Annotated in this window: 14 protein-coding genes; 7 read left to right on the top strand and 7 right to left on the bottom strand. The window is 59.7% G+C overall.

Going from position 1 to position 14359, the window contains the following annotated elements:
• Positions 1-158: 158 nt before the first annotated feature.
• On the bottom strand, positions 159-965 hold the full coding sequence (locus DSM110093_RS11160; protein WP_243265131.1) for an acyl-homoserine-lactone synthase: 807 nt from the start codon (positions 963-965) through the stop codon (positions 159-161).
• A 284-nt stretch (positions 966-1249) separates the two neighbouring features.
• Between DSM110093_RS11160 and DSM110093_RS11155 the strand changes: the two genes are divergently transcribed.
• Positions 1250-2653 carry a HAMP domain-containing sensor histidine kinase gene (locus tag DSM110093_RS11155; RefSeq protein WP_243265130.1) on the top strand — a complete coding sequence of 468 codons (1404 nt, stop codon included), beginning with the start codon at positions 1250-1252 and terminating at the stop codon, positions 2651-2653.
• A 22-nt stretch (positions 2654-2675) separates the two neighbouring features.
• On the opposite strand, the gene DSM110093_RS11150 is transcribed toward DSM110093_RS11155, so the two are convergent.
• Positions 2676-3707: a permease gene (locus tag DSM110093_RS11150; protein WP_243265128.1), complete on the bottom strand. Its 1032-nt coding sequence runs from the start codon at positions 3705-3707 to the stop codon at positions 2676-2678.
• Complete coding sequence (locus DSM110093_RS11145; protein ID WP_243265127.1) at positions 3700-4041, bottom strand: metalloregulator ArsR/SmtB family transcription factor; 342 nt, start codon at positions 4039-4041, stop codon at positions 3700-3702. The genes DSM110093_RS11150 and DSM110093_RS11145 overlap by 8 nt, the downstream gene beginning before the upstream one ends.
• 110 nt (positions 4042-4151) lie before the next feature.
• On the opposite strand from DSM110093_RS11145, the gene DSM110093_RS11140 reads away from it, so the two are divergent.
• On the top strand, positions 4152-4751 hold the full coding sequence (locus tag DSM110093_RS11140; protein ID WP_243265125.1) for a uracil-DNA glycosylase family protein: 600 nt from the start codon (positions 4152-4154) through the stop codon (positions 4749-4751).
• Positions 4732-5550, top strand: a complete 819-nt coding sequence (locus DSM110093_RS11135; RefSeq protein WP_243265124.1) for an SseB family protein — start codon at positions 4732-4734, stop codon at positions 5548-5550. Before DSM110093_RS11140 ends, DSM110093_RS11135 begins: the two co-directional genes overlap by 20 nt.
• A gap of 75 nt (positions 5551-5625) precedes the next feature.
• Here DSM110093_RS11135 and DSM110093_RS11130 read toward each other — a convergent pair whose 3' ends face one another.
• Positions 5626-6237, bottom strand: a complete 612-nt coding sequence (locus DSM110093_RS11130) for a GcrA family cell cycle regulator (protein ID WP_093928636.1) — start codon at positions 6235-6237, stop codon at positions 5626-5628.
• A gap of 362 nt (positions 6238-6599) precedes the next feature.
• Between DSM110093_RS11130 and DSM110093_RS11125 the strand changes: the two genes are divergently transcribed.
• The 3 genes from DSM110093_RS11125 to DSM110093_RS11115 all read left to right on the top strand — a co-directional run bounded on the left by DSM110093_RS11125 (position 6600) and on the right by DSM110093_RS11115 (position 9783).
• Positions 6600-7775, top strand: a complete 1176-nt coding sequence (locus DSM110093_RS11125; protein ID WP_243265123.1) for an aspartate aminotransferase family protein — start codon at positions 6600-6602, stop codon at positions 7773-7775.
• 71 nt (positions 7776-7846) lie between these two features.
• Positions 7847-8752 (top strand): ornithine carbamoyltransferase, encoded by a 906-nt coding sequence (gene argF, locus DSM110093_RS11120; protein ID WP_243265122.1) that lies wholly within the window; start codon positions 7847-7849, stop codon positions 8750-8752.
• On the top strand, positions 8749-9783 hold the full coding sequence (locus DSM110093_RS11115; protein ID WP_243265121.1) for a 2-dehydropantoate 2-reductase: 1035 nt from the start codon (positions 8749-8751) through the stop codon (positions 9781-9783). The genes argF and DSM110093_RS11115 overlap by 4 nt, the downstream gene beginning before the upstream one ends.
• 19 nt (positions 9784-9802) lie before the next feature.
• Here DSM110093_RS11115 and DSM110093_RS11110 read toward each other — a convergent pair whose 3' ends face one another.
• Together DSM110093_RS11110 and DSM110093_RS11105 are read right to left on the bottom strand one after the other, a co-directional pair.
• Positions 9803-11284, bottom strand: coding sequence for an inorganic phosphate transporter (locus DSM110093_RS11110; RefSeq protein WP_243265119.1), 1482 nt, complete (start codon positions 11282-11284; stop codon positions 9803-9805).
• A 173-nt stretch (positions 11285-11457) separates the two neighbouring features.
• Positions 11458-11919, bottom strand: a complete 462-nt coding sequence (locus DSM110093_RS11105; RefSeq protein ID WP_093928575.1) for an NUDIX hydrolase — start codon at positions 11917-11919, stop codon at positions 11458-11460.
• Positions 11920-12054: 135 nt separating this feature from the next.
• On the opposite strand from DSM110093_RS11105, the gene gndA reads away from it, so the two are divergent.
• Positions 12055-13503, top strand: a complete 1449-nt coding sequence (gndA, locus tag DSM110093_RS11100) for an NADP-dependent phosphogluconate dehydrogenase (protein WP_243265118.1) — start codon at positions 12055-12057, stop codon at positions 13501-13503.
• A gap of 66 nt (positions 13504-13569) precedes the next feature.
• Here the strand turns inward: gndA and truA are convergent, their stop codons facing one another.
• Entirely contained in the window at positions 13570-14343 is a 774-nt protein-coding gene (gene truA, locus DSM110093_RS11095) for a tRNA pseudouridine(38-40) synthase TruA (RefSeq protein ID WP_243265116.1), read from the bottom strand.
• Positions 14344-14359: the final 16 nt, after the last annotated feature.

Raw genomic sequence — 14359 nt, 5'->3', positions numbered from 1 at the left:
CGTCTAATCACTGAATTTGACCACAATATGTCGAAATGCAGGCGAAGGTCACTGCGAAGCCTCGTTGGGACAGGCTGCGCGCGGCCAAAATGCGCGTCCCGCGCGGCAAGGAACGGAACTGCGAAGGACATGATCGCCCGGTGAAAAATCGTAGGGGGTCAGTGTAGCGTGTGGGTGCTTTCGGTCGGGGCGATGTCTCCGATATAGCTGACGTTCATCAAGGCCGCCTGCGTGCGGTCGCCGTCGATGTTCTGCACGGGACCAACGGGTACGGCGCTCATCAGGCCGAGACGCGTCATCCAACGGCTAAAGGTGGCGGGCACGATCCCCAATACATGGCTTGCGCCCATCGCATAGGCGGCACCGGCCATTTGGTTCATCAGCATACGCTGCACGGCAATGCGGCGCTGCGCGGGGACAGCGTTGGTCAGGAACAGACGGGTGGCTTCCCAGATGTCATCGCGCACAGGCGCTTTGAAAAACAGCACATCTTGGGGGATGTCAGGCAGCATGCCCAACTGTGCGTCACGTAGCATATAGCTATATTGCGCACACGTAGAAGTAGTCGGCATCAAGCGGACGCCCCCCATGACTTCGCCATACTCATGCAGCACAATCCAGCGGGCGCGCGGTGTATCGTATTGGTCAAACTCCATCCCATCAACCTGAGGGAGATCCCACTGCTTGTCATCAATGAAGATTCGCCGACGGGCACGTAGGAAATTTACGAATAATTCACCGTGCTGGTGCATGTTCAAAAACGACAAAGTCGTGGCGCGCATATACGGGTTGGCTTGGGCGAGGGCCTCTGGGCTGTAGGGATCGGGCTCTGCAGCCTTGGCGCCAAGCAGCCTGCGCGGGAAGCGATTATTTTTGACTTCCAACGCCTTAGCGTCTTGTGGCGTCAGTTCGGGGAGAACATCTTGCCAAGATTTACCACTAAAGTTCCGTCCTTGCAGACTCATATCAGGCCTCAAAAATTCGCTGTAAAAATGCCTCTTATCAAGAGGCTAACCTCTAGTTGCACGAAATGGCCATACTTATGTCCCATTTCCGTGTGTAGAAGGGGAGAAGATCGCGTCTAACATGTGCTTCGATGCCGAAATGCAACATGTTAAGAGCCTTTTAAAACGGCAGAATGCCGGGTCCGATCAGCCGACCGAAGAAAACGAGAGCGATGTCGCAGGAAAAAACAATATACCGCCCGACTCATACTGCACATTTGGCGGACGCCACTAAGGTCCAGCAGATGCGCGACTACTCGCAAGTGGGTGTTAGCCTGTTCTGGCAGCGGCAGATGATATTTGCGGCTGCCATTTGCTTGTCTGCCTTCTATTATGAGCTTTGGCTTTCGATATCGACGCTGATTTTGATCGCGATATCAGAGACTTTCGATTACATCCTATTCCTGCGCATCACCAGATGGCGCGGGCGCAGCCCGCGATTGGCGCGGCTGTTCATGAACCGTATCTACATCGGCACGGTGCTCAGCGCCGGGGTAATCAGCTATTTCGCGCTTGGTATTGCTTTGCAGCAAGGCGCGACGACACATTTCTTGCCGCTGTTTTTCCTATTCGCAGCGGCACTTTTCGCGTCGATGAACAACCACCACATCCTGCCGGTGCTTATGATGCGGCTGGCGATCTATGGCGCGACTTTCCTGTTCATTCCAATCTGGGATATTGTGAGCACCGGCGCGACCATCGAGTCCGAGCTTTGGACGCAGTTATTCACCGTTGTTTTCGTGCTGTATTTCATTGTCGATTGTTCGCGCATCTTTATGAAAATGTACCGCACCAACCTGCGCCAGTTGGAAGAGTTGAAGGCAGAGCACGAGAAGACCAAGATCGCCTTTAAGGTGAAGACTGAGTTCGTCTCAACCATCAGCCACGAGTTGCGCACGCCGATGACCTCGATCAAAGGGTCGCTTGATATGGCCTGCGCGGGTGTTCTGGGTGAGATGACCCCGCAGATGGAGAAGGTCTTGAAGATCGCGCAGCGCAATTCGGCGCGGTTGACTTCGATCATCAACGAAATTCTCGACCTGCAAAAGTTTGAGGCGGGCAAGATAAGCTTTGATATCGAACCGCTTGAAGTGCAGACGATTATCGAAGACGCGATTGAGCTTAATCAGTCCTTTGCGGCGAGCCTTGGCGTGACACTGCGCTATGCCAAGCCGTCGGATGCGGCGGGCATTGCCACGGATGAAAAGCGCTTGCAGCAGGTGATGTCGAACCTGTTGTCCAATGCGGCCAAGTTCTCTCCGGCTGGGTCGACCGTGAAGGTCACGTCGGTCACGCAGGATGAAAAGGTGCGTATCAGCGTGATAGACGAGGGGATTGGATTATCTGAATCAGAGCGTGAGAAGGTTTTTGATGAATTCTCGCAGATCGATTCATCCGACCAGCGCGCAGTTGGTGGAACGGGCTTGGGGATGAATATTTCTAAGCGGATCATCGAAGCCTTGGGCGGGCAAATTGACTATTTTAAAAATGAAGGCCCTGGCACGACGTTCTATATCGATATGCCATTGGGAAACGGGTCTGGCCGTGAACTGGCCCACGGGATGCATATCAAAGATATGATCAGCGGGGTCGGGCCGATCGGTGATGAAGAGTCCGAAAAACCTTCGGGAGATCGGGCCGCAGCATAGTATTGCTGCGGCCCATCGCCAATTACGCCACCAATTGCCAAGCGACCCCAGCAAAGATCGCGCCGACAAAGGCAAAACCAAGATAGGCCGCAAAAACATGGGGTTTGACCAGCGCCCAAACGGCGATTGCCGCAGGGATACAGCTTACTCCGCCTGCGATAACAAAGGACATGGCAGCCCCTTGGGTCATGCCTTGTGCCAGTAGGGCGTCGATCAGTGGCACGGCGGCATAGCCGTTGAGATAGGCCGGAGCCCCCACTAAAGCGCCGAGGATGATCGGCATGATACCGGTGCCGCCCAAGACATTTGCGATCCATTCTGCGGGCACATAGGTCAGCATCAAGGCTTCGACAACATAGGCCAGCGTCAGCCATTTCACGAGGAAAAGCGCGTTGGTCAGGGCTGTGTCGTTGAAGCTCGCCCGGCGGTCGGCGTCTTGCCAGAACTTCCAAACCGGCGCACCGGAAAAGGGTTTTTCCGAAGAGCAGCAACTGCTTTTTGCGGGCCGGGCACGTAGCGGATCGTTAAAGACCGGGGTTTTCGACAGCGCCAAGACCGTGAAACCGCCGAACATGCCTACGCTAAGTGCCGCAACGGTTTTCGCCAGCGCAAAATCAAAGCCCAAGGTGCCCGAGGTGATCGCGAACATTGCCGGATCCATCAACGGAGAGGCGAGCCAAAAGGCCATCACAGCGCCCAGAGGCGCCCCCACGGCGAGCAGGGCAGCGATGAAGGGGATGACCTCGCAACTGCAAAAGGGGGAAAGCCCGCCCAATGCTGCCGCCATGATCACCATGCGGGCGGGGTTGCCCTCAAACGCACGGGCGAGCAGGCTCTCGGCGCCACTGGCCTTCAGGTAGGCGACCGCCAGCACAGCGAAAGCGATGAAAGGTGCCGTGCCCAAAAGAGCTTGGCCGGTGAAGGTGATGGTGGGGATGAACTGTGGCGGATCAAGCAAGGCCACTAGCGCCAGTAAGGCCAATGTAACACCCCATGCGCTTTTGAAAAACGCCAGTCGTTGCAGGGCGGGGAAGGAGTGCGTGGTGTCAGCCATGGTCATGCTCCGTGCATTCGTTGATTGCGTCTGCGCAGCACTCGGTCAGCAAGAAATTCGCCAGTGCTTGCACTTCTTCATAGGCGACGGCTGCGCAGATCGTGGTGCGGCCTTGCTTTTCCTGTTTCACCAAACCGGCAGAGGCGAGCAGTTTTAGGTGGTGGGTGAGCGTCGAGCCCGTCACGCCGGTGCGGTCACCCAGCGTGCCGATGCTTAGTCCTGCTGATCCGGCGCGCACCAACGTGCGCAGCACCAGTAGGCGTTGTTCTGATCCAAGCGCGGCAAAGCTGCTGGCCGCGAGGGTGAGGGCGGGGATTTGGGGTTCATGTTTCATGATTCTAGAAATATCGAAATATAACGGGGATGCAATGGTTATTTCGATAAATGTCGAACTGATCAATGCCACCCTCTTTATCTTTCGCCCGGTCTGCCTATCTCAACCCTATGAAGGATATCCGAGACGATCTGGCGGCCTGCCGCCTTTGTGCAGAGCGGTTCGCCGTGACGGCAACGCAGCATCGCCCGCGCCCCATTGTCTGGTTCAAACCCGGCGCGCGGCTGTTGATCGCCAGCCAAGCGCCCGGCAAGCGGGTGCATGAGGCCGGCAAGCCGTTCTGGGATATGTCCGGCACGCGCCTGCGCGACTGGTTGGGGTTGGATGAGGCAACCTTTTATGACCGCAGCCGGGTTGCCATTGTGCCGATGGGATTTTGTTTTCCCGGCTATGACGCCAAGGGCAGTGACCTGCCGCCGCCCCGTATATGCGCGCAGACATGGCGCAAGCCGGTTCTTGATATGCTGCCCGATATGCGTCTTACCGTGCTGATCGGGGCCTATGCGATGAAGTATCACCTGCCCGGATTTCGTAATGTGACAGAGGCTGTGGCGGGCTGGCGCGACCATCCGCCGGGGGTCTTTGCCTTGCCTCATCCGTCTTGGCGCAATACCGGATGGTTGAACAAGAATCCTTGGTTCGCAGAAGAGGTGCTGCCTCGTTTGCGCACCGCCGTGTCCGAGGTGATGAATGACCGACTCCCAAGCTGACCCCAAGACTGCCCCGCAAGCAGAGGCGACCCCGCTGGATCAAGCCCATGCCGCGATGATGGCGGCACCTGAAGATGACGCTGCACGCCTGCGTTTCTATGAGCGTATCGCGGATGTGGAGCTTTTCATGCTGTTAGAGGACGAACCGCAGGGCGATCAGATCAGCCCGGTGTTGTTTGAAGACAGCTATGTCATGGTCTTTGATCGCGCCGCACGGCTTTCGGCGCATGTGGGAGAGGCATCTCCATATGTGGCGCTGTCAGGTCGCGCGATTGCCGCGATGTTGGATGGTGCGCCCTTGGGCATGGCAGTGAACATCGGTGTCGCACCTTCTGAAATCCTGCTTCCAGCAGAGGCGATGGATTGGCTGCGCAGCACCTTGGCCCATGCGCCGGGTGAGGTCGAGGCAGGCATTGATCGCGTTTTCCCCCCACAAGGGTTGCCCGAGACGCTGATCGCTGCGGTGGACGCCAAGCTTGCGACAGCGACTGGCATGGCAGCAGGAGCGTTTCTTGTGGGGGTTGAATATACTGGCGGTGGGCGCGGGCATTTGTTGGCCTTTGTCGGTGCGATCCCACGGGCCCAAGATGCACTGGTGCGCGCGGCGTCCGAGGCATTGACCTTTTCGGGGATTGAGGCCGGGGCGATGGATGTAGGGTTTTTCGGGCCTAAAGATGCGGTGGTCGAAAAACTGGCCCGCGTTGGCTTGCGCTTTGATCTGCCGCAGATGGAGCCTTTGCAGAACACGCCGCGTATGGCGCCGGGCAGTGATCCGGCTAAACCACCGAAACTACGTTGAACCGATGGCCGCGCATGAAAAAGGCGGGCAGGGCATCTAAGCCCGCCCGCCTTTTTTGTTTTGATCCGACCGCCCTCAGCGGCGGCGATCGCGCCGTGCGCTCATTGGTTGGAACGCCACGCCGACATGGGCCTCGCAATAGGGTTTGCCCTGCTGCACAGGCAGGCCGCAGAACCAGAAATCGTCTGTTGCAGGATCACCCACGGGCCATTTGCAGGTTCGCTCGGTCAGGTCCATCAGGCCGATCTTCTTGGCCTTCTTCTCGACTTCGCTGACTTTGGCCAGCGCTTCGGGGCTGATCTCATTAGCGGAAGGTTGCGGCGGCAGAGGTTGGCCTGCGGGGATGATCTGTTTGCGCGCGGGCAGGTTGGGCTTGGGCGCCGGGGCTGCGGCGGGCTCTTCGGCTTCTGGTGCGGGCGCGGCTTCAGCCTCTGGCTCGGGCGTTGCTTTGGCAGCGGGCTTTGGCTTGGCCTCAGCCTTGGGCGCGGCTGGTTTGGCCTTGGGCTCCGGCTTGGCCGCTGCGGCCGCTGGTGCAGCGGCAGTGCGGTTCGACAGGCCCAAACGGTGGACCTTGCCGATCACGGCGTTGCGCGTCACCCCGCCCAGTTCTTTCGCGATCTGGCTGGCGGACTGGCCTTCGCCCCACATCTTTTTCAGTGTTTCTACGCGCTCATCAGTCCAGGACATACGGGGTTCCCCAGTTAAAAAGCGGCCCCATAGCCCGGACCGCTTTGTCAGTTTATCAGCCCCCATTTTATCTTTTGGGGCCGCAGGTGCAAGCGCCGATCCCCATAAGGGCGGCAGGTTGCGATTGGGGCTTTACGTGGGGGATGAAGGGCGGCTATGCAAGGCCCATGATCATTTCCGCCACATATTTCATCCGACGACGCACCGTCCGATAAACGCGCGGCCCTTTTTAGGGCGGCATGATGGCCCGATCTCGCAGCATGCATGTTGCACCCTTTCAAAAACAATCAAATCCCATTGACCCTGCGCCAGCCCCATGCCCTTTTACCGGCGTGATATGGCCCCTTCCTAAGGACAAACAGATGATCGCTTCCGTTCTGCCGACCTATAACCGTGCCCCTTTGACCTTTGTCAAAGGCGAGGGCACATGGCTGATCGAGGCGGATGGGCGACGCTTTCTTGATCTTGGCGCGGGGATCGCGGTGAATGCGCTTGGCCATGCGCATCCGGCGCTTGTGAAGGCGCTGACGGATCAGGCGCAGGCGCTTTGGCATACGTCCAACCTCTACCACATTCCACAGCAAGAAGCGCTGGCGGATAGGTTGGTGGCCGAGACTTTTGCCGACACGGCGTTCTTTTGCAATTCGGGCACTGAGGCTTGCGAGTTGGCCGTCAAAATGGCGCGCAAATATTTCTATGACGCGGGCCAGCCTGAGCGGGTTGAGATTATCACCTTCAGCGGCTCGTTCCACGGACGCTCCTCTGCCGGGATCGCGGCGGCGGGGTCTGAGAAGATGACCAAGGGGTTCGGCCCGTTGCTGCCGGGTTTCGTGCATCTCGACCTCGGCGACAGCGAAGCGCTAAAGGCCGCCATCACCGACAAGACCGCCGCCATCATGGTCGAGCCGGTGCAGGGCGAGGGCGGTATCCGCGCCGTGCCTGACGCGGAATTGCAAGAGATGCGCGCGCTTTGTGACGAACACCAATTGCTTTTGATCTTTGACGAGGTGCAATGCGGCGTGGGTCGGACCGGAAGGCTCTTTGCCCATGAATGGGCCGGGGTGACACCCGACATCATGATGGTCGCCAAGGGCATCGGCGGGGGCTTCCCGCTGGGTGCTGTTTTGGCGACTGAGAAAGCCGCATCGGGCATGACCGCAGGCACCCACGGGTCGACCTATGGCGGCAATCCACTGGGCTGCGCCGTGGGCTGTGCGGTTTTGGATGTGGTGGCGGATGAGGCGTTTCTGGCCGAAGTGAACCGCAAGGCCGGGTTGATGCGTCAGCGCCTTGAGGGGCTGGTCGCTGAGCATCCCGAGGTCTTTGAAGAGGTGCGCGGCACGGGGCTGATGCTGGGGCTAAAGTGCAAGGTGGTGAATGTCGATGTGGTCGCTGCGGGCTATGCCCATGACATGATCACCGTGCCCGCCGCCGACAACGTGATACGCCTGCTGCCGCCGCTGACCATTTCCGACGATGAGATTTGCGAGGCCGTGACCCGACTTGACGCCATCGCGCGTGATCTCACCCAGGCCTAAGCGCCATTCGCCTAGAATATTCATCGGGCACCGGAGGCCGCGCCTTTCGACCCGCAAGACAGAGACGACAGATGAACCATTTTCTTGATATCCACCAAACCGCCCCCGCCGATCTGCGGCAGATCATCGATAATGCCGCCGCCATGAAGGCCGCTCGCAAGGACCGTCCGCGCGGTGCGCCGGATGATGAGCAGCCGTTGAAAGACCAGATGGTCGCGCTGATCTTTGAAAAACCCTCAACCCGGACACGCGTTTCCTTTGACGTGGGCGTGCGCCAGATGGGCGGGCAGACCATGGTGCTCTCAGGTGCTGATATGCAATTGGGCCATGGTGAAACCATCGCGGATACGGCGCGCGTGCTGTCACGCTATGTCGATATGATCATGATCCGGACCTTTGAAGAGCAGACCCTCCTTGATATGGCCGAACATGCCACCGTGCCGGTGATCAACGGGCTGACCAACCGCACGCACCCTTGTCAGATCATGGCCGACATTCAGACTTTCGAAGAACATCGCGGCCCGATCAAAGGGCGCAAGGTGGTTTGGTCAGGCGACGGCAACAACGTCTTCGCGAGCTTTGCCCATGCGGCCAAACAGTTCGACTTCGAGCTGGTCTTTACCGGGCCACAGACGCTGGACCCCGAACAGGCACTTGATGGTCTGTATTCCATTGAGCGCGACCCGCAAAAGGCTGTTGAGGGCGCCGATCTGGTGGTCACCGACACTTGGGTCAGCATGCACGATCCGCAGTCGGCGCGCGAACGCCGCCACAACCAGCTGCGTGGCTATCAGGTGAATGACGCGCTGATGGCGCTGGCGAAACCCGACGCGCTCTTTATGCATTGCCTGCCTGCGCACCGCGATGATGAGGCGACAAGTTCGGTCATGGACGGCCCGCATTCGGTGATCTTTGACGAGGCCGAAAACCGTCTGCACGCGCAGAAAGCCGTCATGCGCTGGTGCTTGGGCGCATGAGCGATGGCCCCCGCATCGTTGTCGCGGGCGCGGGGGCGATAGGCTGTTTCATCGGTGGGCTGCTGGCCGGGGCGGGGCATTGCGTAACCCTGCTGGCCCGGCCCCGTATTCAGGCCGAGATCCGAACCCATGGGCTGACCCTGACCGATTTTGGCGGCATGGCACGCAATCTGTCGCCGGACGAGTTGACCCTTTCAGGCGATCCGACCTGTCTGCGCCATGCGGACATTGTGCTGGTCACGGTCAAATCACATGACACCGAAGACATGGCCAAAGAGATAGCCCGCCACGCGGCGCCAAACGTGCAGGTCATCAGCTTACAGAACGGGGTGAACAATCGCGCGGTGCTGGCCGGACATCTGCCGACACAGGATTTGCGGGCGGGGTTGGTGCCGTTCAACGTCGTGGCAATGGGGCAGGGATGTTACCACCGGGCAAGCTCGGGCGAACTGGTGATCGAAGCCGGGCCGGGTGATCTGGCCACGCATCTGTCACTGCCTGAGTTAAAGGTGACTGCGCGAAAGGATGTCGCGGCGCTGCAATGGGGTAAGTTCTTATTGAACCTCAACAACGCGCTGAATGCATTGAGTGGGTTGCCTCTGCAGACACAGCTGCGCGACCGGGCGTGGCGCCGTTTGCTGGCCGATCAATGGGCCGAAGCGCTGTCCGTATTACGGGCCGAGAATATCCATCCGGTCATGACCACAGCGACCCCTGCGCCGTTGGTCCCGGCGCTGCTGCGTCTGCCGACGCCGCTTTTTACGCGCATCGGATCGGCCATGTTGCAGATTGATCCACAAGCACGGAGCGCCATGGCCCAAGACCTCGCCGCGCGCCGCCCGACTGAGATCGACGCGCTGCAAGGTGAGGTGCAGCGGCGCGGGCAAGCCTTGGGCCGGGCGACGCCGGTGGCGGATATGGTGCTGCGGGTGATGGGCTGGGCTGAGCTTGCGGACGAAGGGCTGCCGCATCTGCCGGTCACCGCCCTGCGGGCCGAGATGGCAGCAGGGCAGGACCAGCAAGAGGGGTAAGGCGCAGACGCGCCTGACCTTAGTTTACAAAGGAATTAAGTGCCCAAAAGACAATCCCCGACAGCAGTGCCGCTGCTGGTACGGTAATTACCCACGCCGCAACGATGGTCATGAAGTGGGAACGGCGCACCAGCTTGCGGCGGCGGCGCTCTTCTTTGGCGATGCGTTTCACCTCTCCGGTTTTGGCACCTATGCGCCGCAGACGACGCTCCATATGCCATTCGCGGTAGAAGCCCACGCCAAAAACCCCGCCCACGGCGATATGGGTCGATGATACCGGCAGCCCCAACCAAGAAGCCACGATCACCGTGATCGCCGCCGACAGAGCCACGCAATAGGCGCGCATTGGGTTCAGTTTGGTAATCTGGCTGCCAACCATACGGATCAGCTTGGGGCCGAAAAGGAAAAGACCAAAGGAGATGCCGAATGCGCCGATAATCATCACCCATGTGGGGATGCTGACCTTATCATCAAAGCCGCCGAACTCTGTCGCGTGTACAATCGCCGCCAGCGGACCAACCGCATTGGCCACGTCATTCGCCCCATGGGCAAAGCTGAGCAGCGCGGCGGATAGGACCAGCGGCAGGCCAAAGAGCGTTTTGACAGAGCGGTTTCGGTTCTCCATCCCTTCGGATTTCTGACGGATCAGCGGCGCGGAGATCACATAGGTCACCAAGCCGACGACTAGGCCGATAATCAACGCCATCGGCATATCGATGGCCACGATCTTTTTCAGACCTTTCAGTGCCAGATAGGCGGCAAAGACACCCGCCATGACGCCGACCAGCACCGGAACCCATGTGCGCGCGGCGGCGATTTTGTCATCTTGATAGATGATACGGGCCTTGATGAACGCAAGGAACATCGCCGCAACTGCCCCGCCCAGCACGGGAGAGATCACCCAACTGGCGGCGATCAGGCTCATCGAGCTCCAGTTGACGACACCGAAACCCGCAGCAGCGATGCCCGCGCCCATGACGCCGCCAACGACCGAATGAGTGGTTGAGACTGGCGCACCGACCCATGTCGCAAGGTTTACCCACAGCGCGGATGAAATCAGCGCTGCCATCATCGCCCAGATAAAGATCCGGGTGTCAGCCACGCTGGCCGGGTCAATGATCCCCTTGGAGATGGTCGAAACCACGTCCCCTCCCGCCAGCAACGCACCTGCGGATTCGCAAAGTGCGGCGATGACGATGGCACCGCCCATGGTCAGCGCATTGGCCCCCACGGCGGGGCCCATATTATTGGCCACGTCATTCGCGCCGATGTTCACGGCCATATAAGCGCCAAAGGCCGCCGCTGCGATAACGACAAAGCTAGAGGGCTGGTGCCCAAAGAAGACCGCAGCAACAGCACCCGCCACCACGATAAAGGCCAGCGCGATGCCCGGCCCCACAAGAGGCCGTGCGACATAGGTCGCGGCCAGTTCGACTTGCGAAATACGGTTAAGGTCTTTGTCCAGCGTCTTCCACTGGCTGCCCTGCGGTTCCGTTGCCATTCTTAGATGATCTCCCAAGGATCCTAAAGTTCAGCGGCAGGTGACATAAGGCCGCTTAGGGTGCAAGTCACGCTGTCACAAAATTGTAACATGTTGCGGAAGGAGAGTTGGGCAAGGCCGGGGTGTAGGCGTGCCGGGCAACGGCCCGGCACCTTACGTGATTTTGCTGCTGCTTAGTGAAAAGCGGTCAATATCGCTTTGAGATCAGGCTCATCCACCAACTCGGCGGCCTCTTGAGGGGTGAACCACGCGCGTTTGCGCATGCCCGCTTCTGGGTATTCCTCGCTCAGGTCACGGACGCGGGTCAAATAGACCTGTGTGGTCACGGGCACGGTTAGCCCTTCGCCCAAGCCTTTGTCATACTCAAAAATGCCCATCGGATCGGATTCGATATCCGCCTCGGTTACGCCGGCCTCTTCCCACGCTTCTTGCAGCGCGGCACCGGCGCCGTCTAGCCCGTCAATCGGCCAGCCCTTGGGCAGGATCCAACGGCCTGTGTCGCGGCTGGTAATCAGTAGCACCTTTTTGCCCGCCTCTGTGTCGCGATAGCAAAGGGCGGCAACTTGCACCCGGCGGGGGCGTTTGAAAATAGGAAGGACCATATCCTCCCATGCGCGTCTAAATACTTGTGTCATTACAGAACTATGCCTCGGTCGGGTGTTTTTCTTGTTATCCACACGTTATATAGTCTTGTTAAACGCAAATCAAACTGCAGCGCTTCGGATTGAGGTGCAAACAGTGTGACCGGCTAAAGGTGAGGCATCAACGATATGGCAACTGGCACGCAGGCAATGGGAGGCGCGGCAGATGGCATGGGCGCCGATATTGGGGTTTATGGTCTGGGCACCATGGGGTCGGCGTTGGCGCTTAATCTGGCCGACAGCGGATTTACCGTGGCCGTCAGCAATAGAGAGGCGGAATGGATCGCACCGTTTCTGGCCGAAGCAGGGCCACTGGCCGAACGTCTGACCGGGGCAGACAGCCTCGAGGCGTTCGTCGCCGCGATTGCCCGCCCGCGCAGCATCCTGTTCATGATCCCCTCTGGCGCGCCGGTTGATGCCATGATCGCAGCGATCAAACCGATGCTTGATGAGGGCGATACGCTGATTGATGGCGGCAATGCCGATTTCCACGACACACGCCGCCGCAGCGCCGAGTTGGAGGGCACGGGGTTGCATTTCGTTGGCATGGGCGTCTCGGGCGGTGAAGCTGGCGCGCGCAATGGCCCGTCGATGATGGTAGGCGGCAGCGATCATTCTTGGGAGCAGTTCCAACCCATGGCAGAGGCCATCGCGGCGGATTTCGAAGGGACGCCCTGCGTGGCGCATCTGGGGCCGGATGGGGCCGGGCATTTCGTTAAGACGGTGCACAACGGCGTTGAATACGCCGACATGCAGATGATTGCCGAGGTTTACGGCCTGCTGCGCGACGCGGGCGGACAGGGCGCGGTAGAGATCGGCAATCTCTTTGATGACTGGCAGAAGGGGCCGCTGAGTTCCTATCTCATCGAAGTTTCTGCCGCAGCGCTGTTGTCTGTCGACACGCAGACCGGCACGCCGATGGTCGATGTGATTCGCGATCAAGCGGGGCAAAAGGGAACCGGGCGCTGGACGCTGATCGAAGCGCTAAAGATGGGGCAGTCGGCCAATACCATCGAGGCCGCTGTCGGTGCGCGGGGTTGGTCGAGCGAGAAGGCAGTGCGAGAGATGGCAGAGCCGCTCTTGCCCGAAGGCGTTCAGGACGCGCCGCTGCCCGAGCCGGGTGATCTGGAACAAGCCTTGTTGGCAGGGCGGATCATCGGCCACGCGCAGGGCTTTCGGATCCTCAGCGCCGCGTCAGAGGAGTTTGAATGGTCGCTCGATATGGCGCGCATTTCCGAGATTTGGCGCGCGGGTTGTATTATCCGCTCGGCGCTGCTGGACGAATTTGCCGATGCGTTTCGCGGTGAATTGCCCGGCGGGCATCTGATCCTTGCGCCCGCCATGCGCAAGCGGCTGGAAGAGAGCGTTCCGGCGCTACGCCGTGTGGTGGCGGCAGGGGCGCTTTTGGGGGTTGCTTTGCCCGCACTGTCGGCGGCGCTGGCGTGGTATGACACTATGCGCCGGGCGCGTGGAACGGCGAATATGATCCAAGCGCAGCGGGATTTCTTTGGCGCACATGGGTTTGAACGCCACGGCGAAGAGGGCAAGTTCCACGGGACGTGGAATCCACTGCCCTAAAGACCGCTTTCGGCGCGGTTCTTGCCGCAGGGCCGGTGCCACCTCATAGGCAGGCGCTGCTCTGCGTTAGGCTTGCGCGAAGGGGGGCACCGGATAGCTGACATGCGCCAAATACAACCCCTGCGGCGGGCACACCGGACCGCAGGCGGCTCGGTCTCGTGCGGCAAGCGCTGCACCCATGTCCGCCACGCTCCATGATCCGGCGCCGACGCGCTCAAGCGAGCCGACAAAGCTGCGCACCTGATTGTGCAGGAATGACTGCGCACGCACATCGAAATGATATTCCGTCCCGCCTTCGGTTTCGACCTCGCAAACGTCAAGCCGACCCAAAGTCTTAACCGGGCTTTGCGCCTGACAAATTGTTGAGCGGAAGGTGGTGAAATCATGTTTGCCCACCAACAGGTCCGCGGCCTCCTGCATCGCCGCTACATCCAGCGGATGTTTGATCTGCCAGACCAGCCCCGCTTGATGCACCGCAGGGGCGCGACGGCTGAGGATGCGGAAATGGTAACGCCGCTCCAACGCCGAGAAACGCGCGTGGAAATCAGGCGGCGCCAATGCGCAATCAGTGATCGCAACGGGTTGGGGTTTGAGGTGGTAATTCAACGCCTCCCCCAAGCGGAAAGGCGACCACTCGCGTGCCATATTACAGTGTGCCACCTGCGCTAAACCATGCACCCCGGTATCCGTTCGACCAGCGGCGGCGATCGTATGGTCGCCGGGCTCTAACCGCGCGAGCGCTGCTTCGATCGCCCCCTGCACAGTTGGAAGGTCAACTTGACGCTGCCAACCTTTGAAAGGCGCGCCGTGGTATTCGATTTTCAGAGCATATCTGGGCATGGACGGGGCTTTAGCG

It is taken from the genome of Sulfitobacter sp. DSM 110093, from assembly GCF_022788715.1.
In the GTDB taxonomy this organism is placed as follows: Bacteria; Pseudomonadota; Alphaproteobacteria; order Rhodobacterales; family Rhodobacteraceae; genus Sulfitobacter.
Note: the sequence above shows the minus strand (reverse complement) of the source record. Positions and strands in the feature narration are given on the sequence as shown.

Excerpts from the sequence above, each read along its gene's own strand:
- DSM110093_RS11160 (WP_243265131.1), bottom strand. The coding sequence starts at position 965 with ATGAGTCTGCAAGGACGGAACTTTAGTGGTAAATCTTGGCAAGATGTT.
- DSM110093_RS11155 (WP_243265130.1), top strand. The coding sequence starts at position 1,250 with ATGCGCGACTACTCGCAAGTGGGTGTTAGCCTGTTCTGGCAGCGGCAG.
- DSM110093_RS11150 (WP_243265128.1), bottom strand. The coding sequence starts at position 3,707 with ATGGCTGACACCACGCACTCCTTCCCCGCCCTGCAACGACTGGCGTTT.
- DSM110093_RS11145 (WP_243265127.1), bottom strand. The coding sequence starts at position 4,041 with ATGAAACATGAACCCCAAATCCCCGCCCTCACCCTCGCGGCCAGCAGC.
- DSM110093_RS11140 (WP_243265125.1), top strand. The coding sequence starts at position 4,152 with ATGAAGGATATCCGAGACGATCTGGCGGCCTGCCGCCTTTGTGCAGAG.
- DSM110093_RS11135 (WP_243265124.1), top strand. The coding sequence starts at position 4,732 with ATGACCGACTCCCAAGCTGACCCCAAGACTGCCCCGCAAGCAGAGGCG.
- DSM110093_RS11130 (WP_093928636.1), bottom strand. The coding sequence starts at position 6,237 with ATGTCCTGGACTGATGAGCGCGTAGAAACACTGAAAAAGATGTGGGGC.
- DSM110093_RS11125 (WP_243265123.1), top strand. The coding sequence starts at position 6,600 with ATGATCGCTTCCGTTCTGCCGACCTATAACCGTGCCCCTTTGACCTTT.
- argF (WP_243265122.1), top strand. The coding sequence starts at position 7,847 with ATGAACCATTTTCTTGATATCCACCAAACCGCCCCCGCCGATCTGCGG.
- DSM110093_RS11115 (WP_243265121.1), top strand. The coding sequence starts at position 8,749 with ATGAGCGATGGCCCCCGCATCGTTGTCGCGGGCGCGGGGGCGATAGGC.
- DSM110093_RS11110 (WP_243265119.1), bottom strand. The coding sequence starts at position 11,284 with ATGGCAACGGAACCGCAGGGCAGCCAGTGGAAGACGCTGGACAAAGAC.
- DSM110093_RS11105 (WP_093928575.1), bottom strand. The coding sequence starts at position 11,919 with ATGACACAAGTATTTAGACGCGCATGGGAGGATATGGTCCTTCCTATT.
- gndA (WP_243265118.1), top strand. The coding sequence starts at position 12,055 with ATGGCAACTGGCACGCAGGCAATGGGAGGCGCGGCAGATGGCATGGGC.
- truA (WP_243265116.1), bottom strand. The coding sequence starts at position 14,343 with ATGCCCAGATATGCTCTGAAAATCGAATACCACGGCGCGCCTTTCAAA.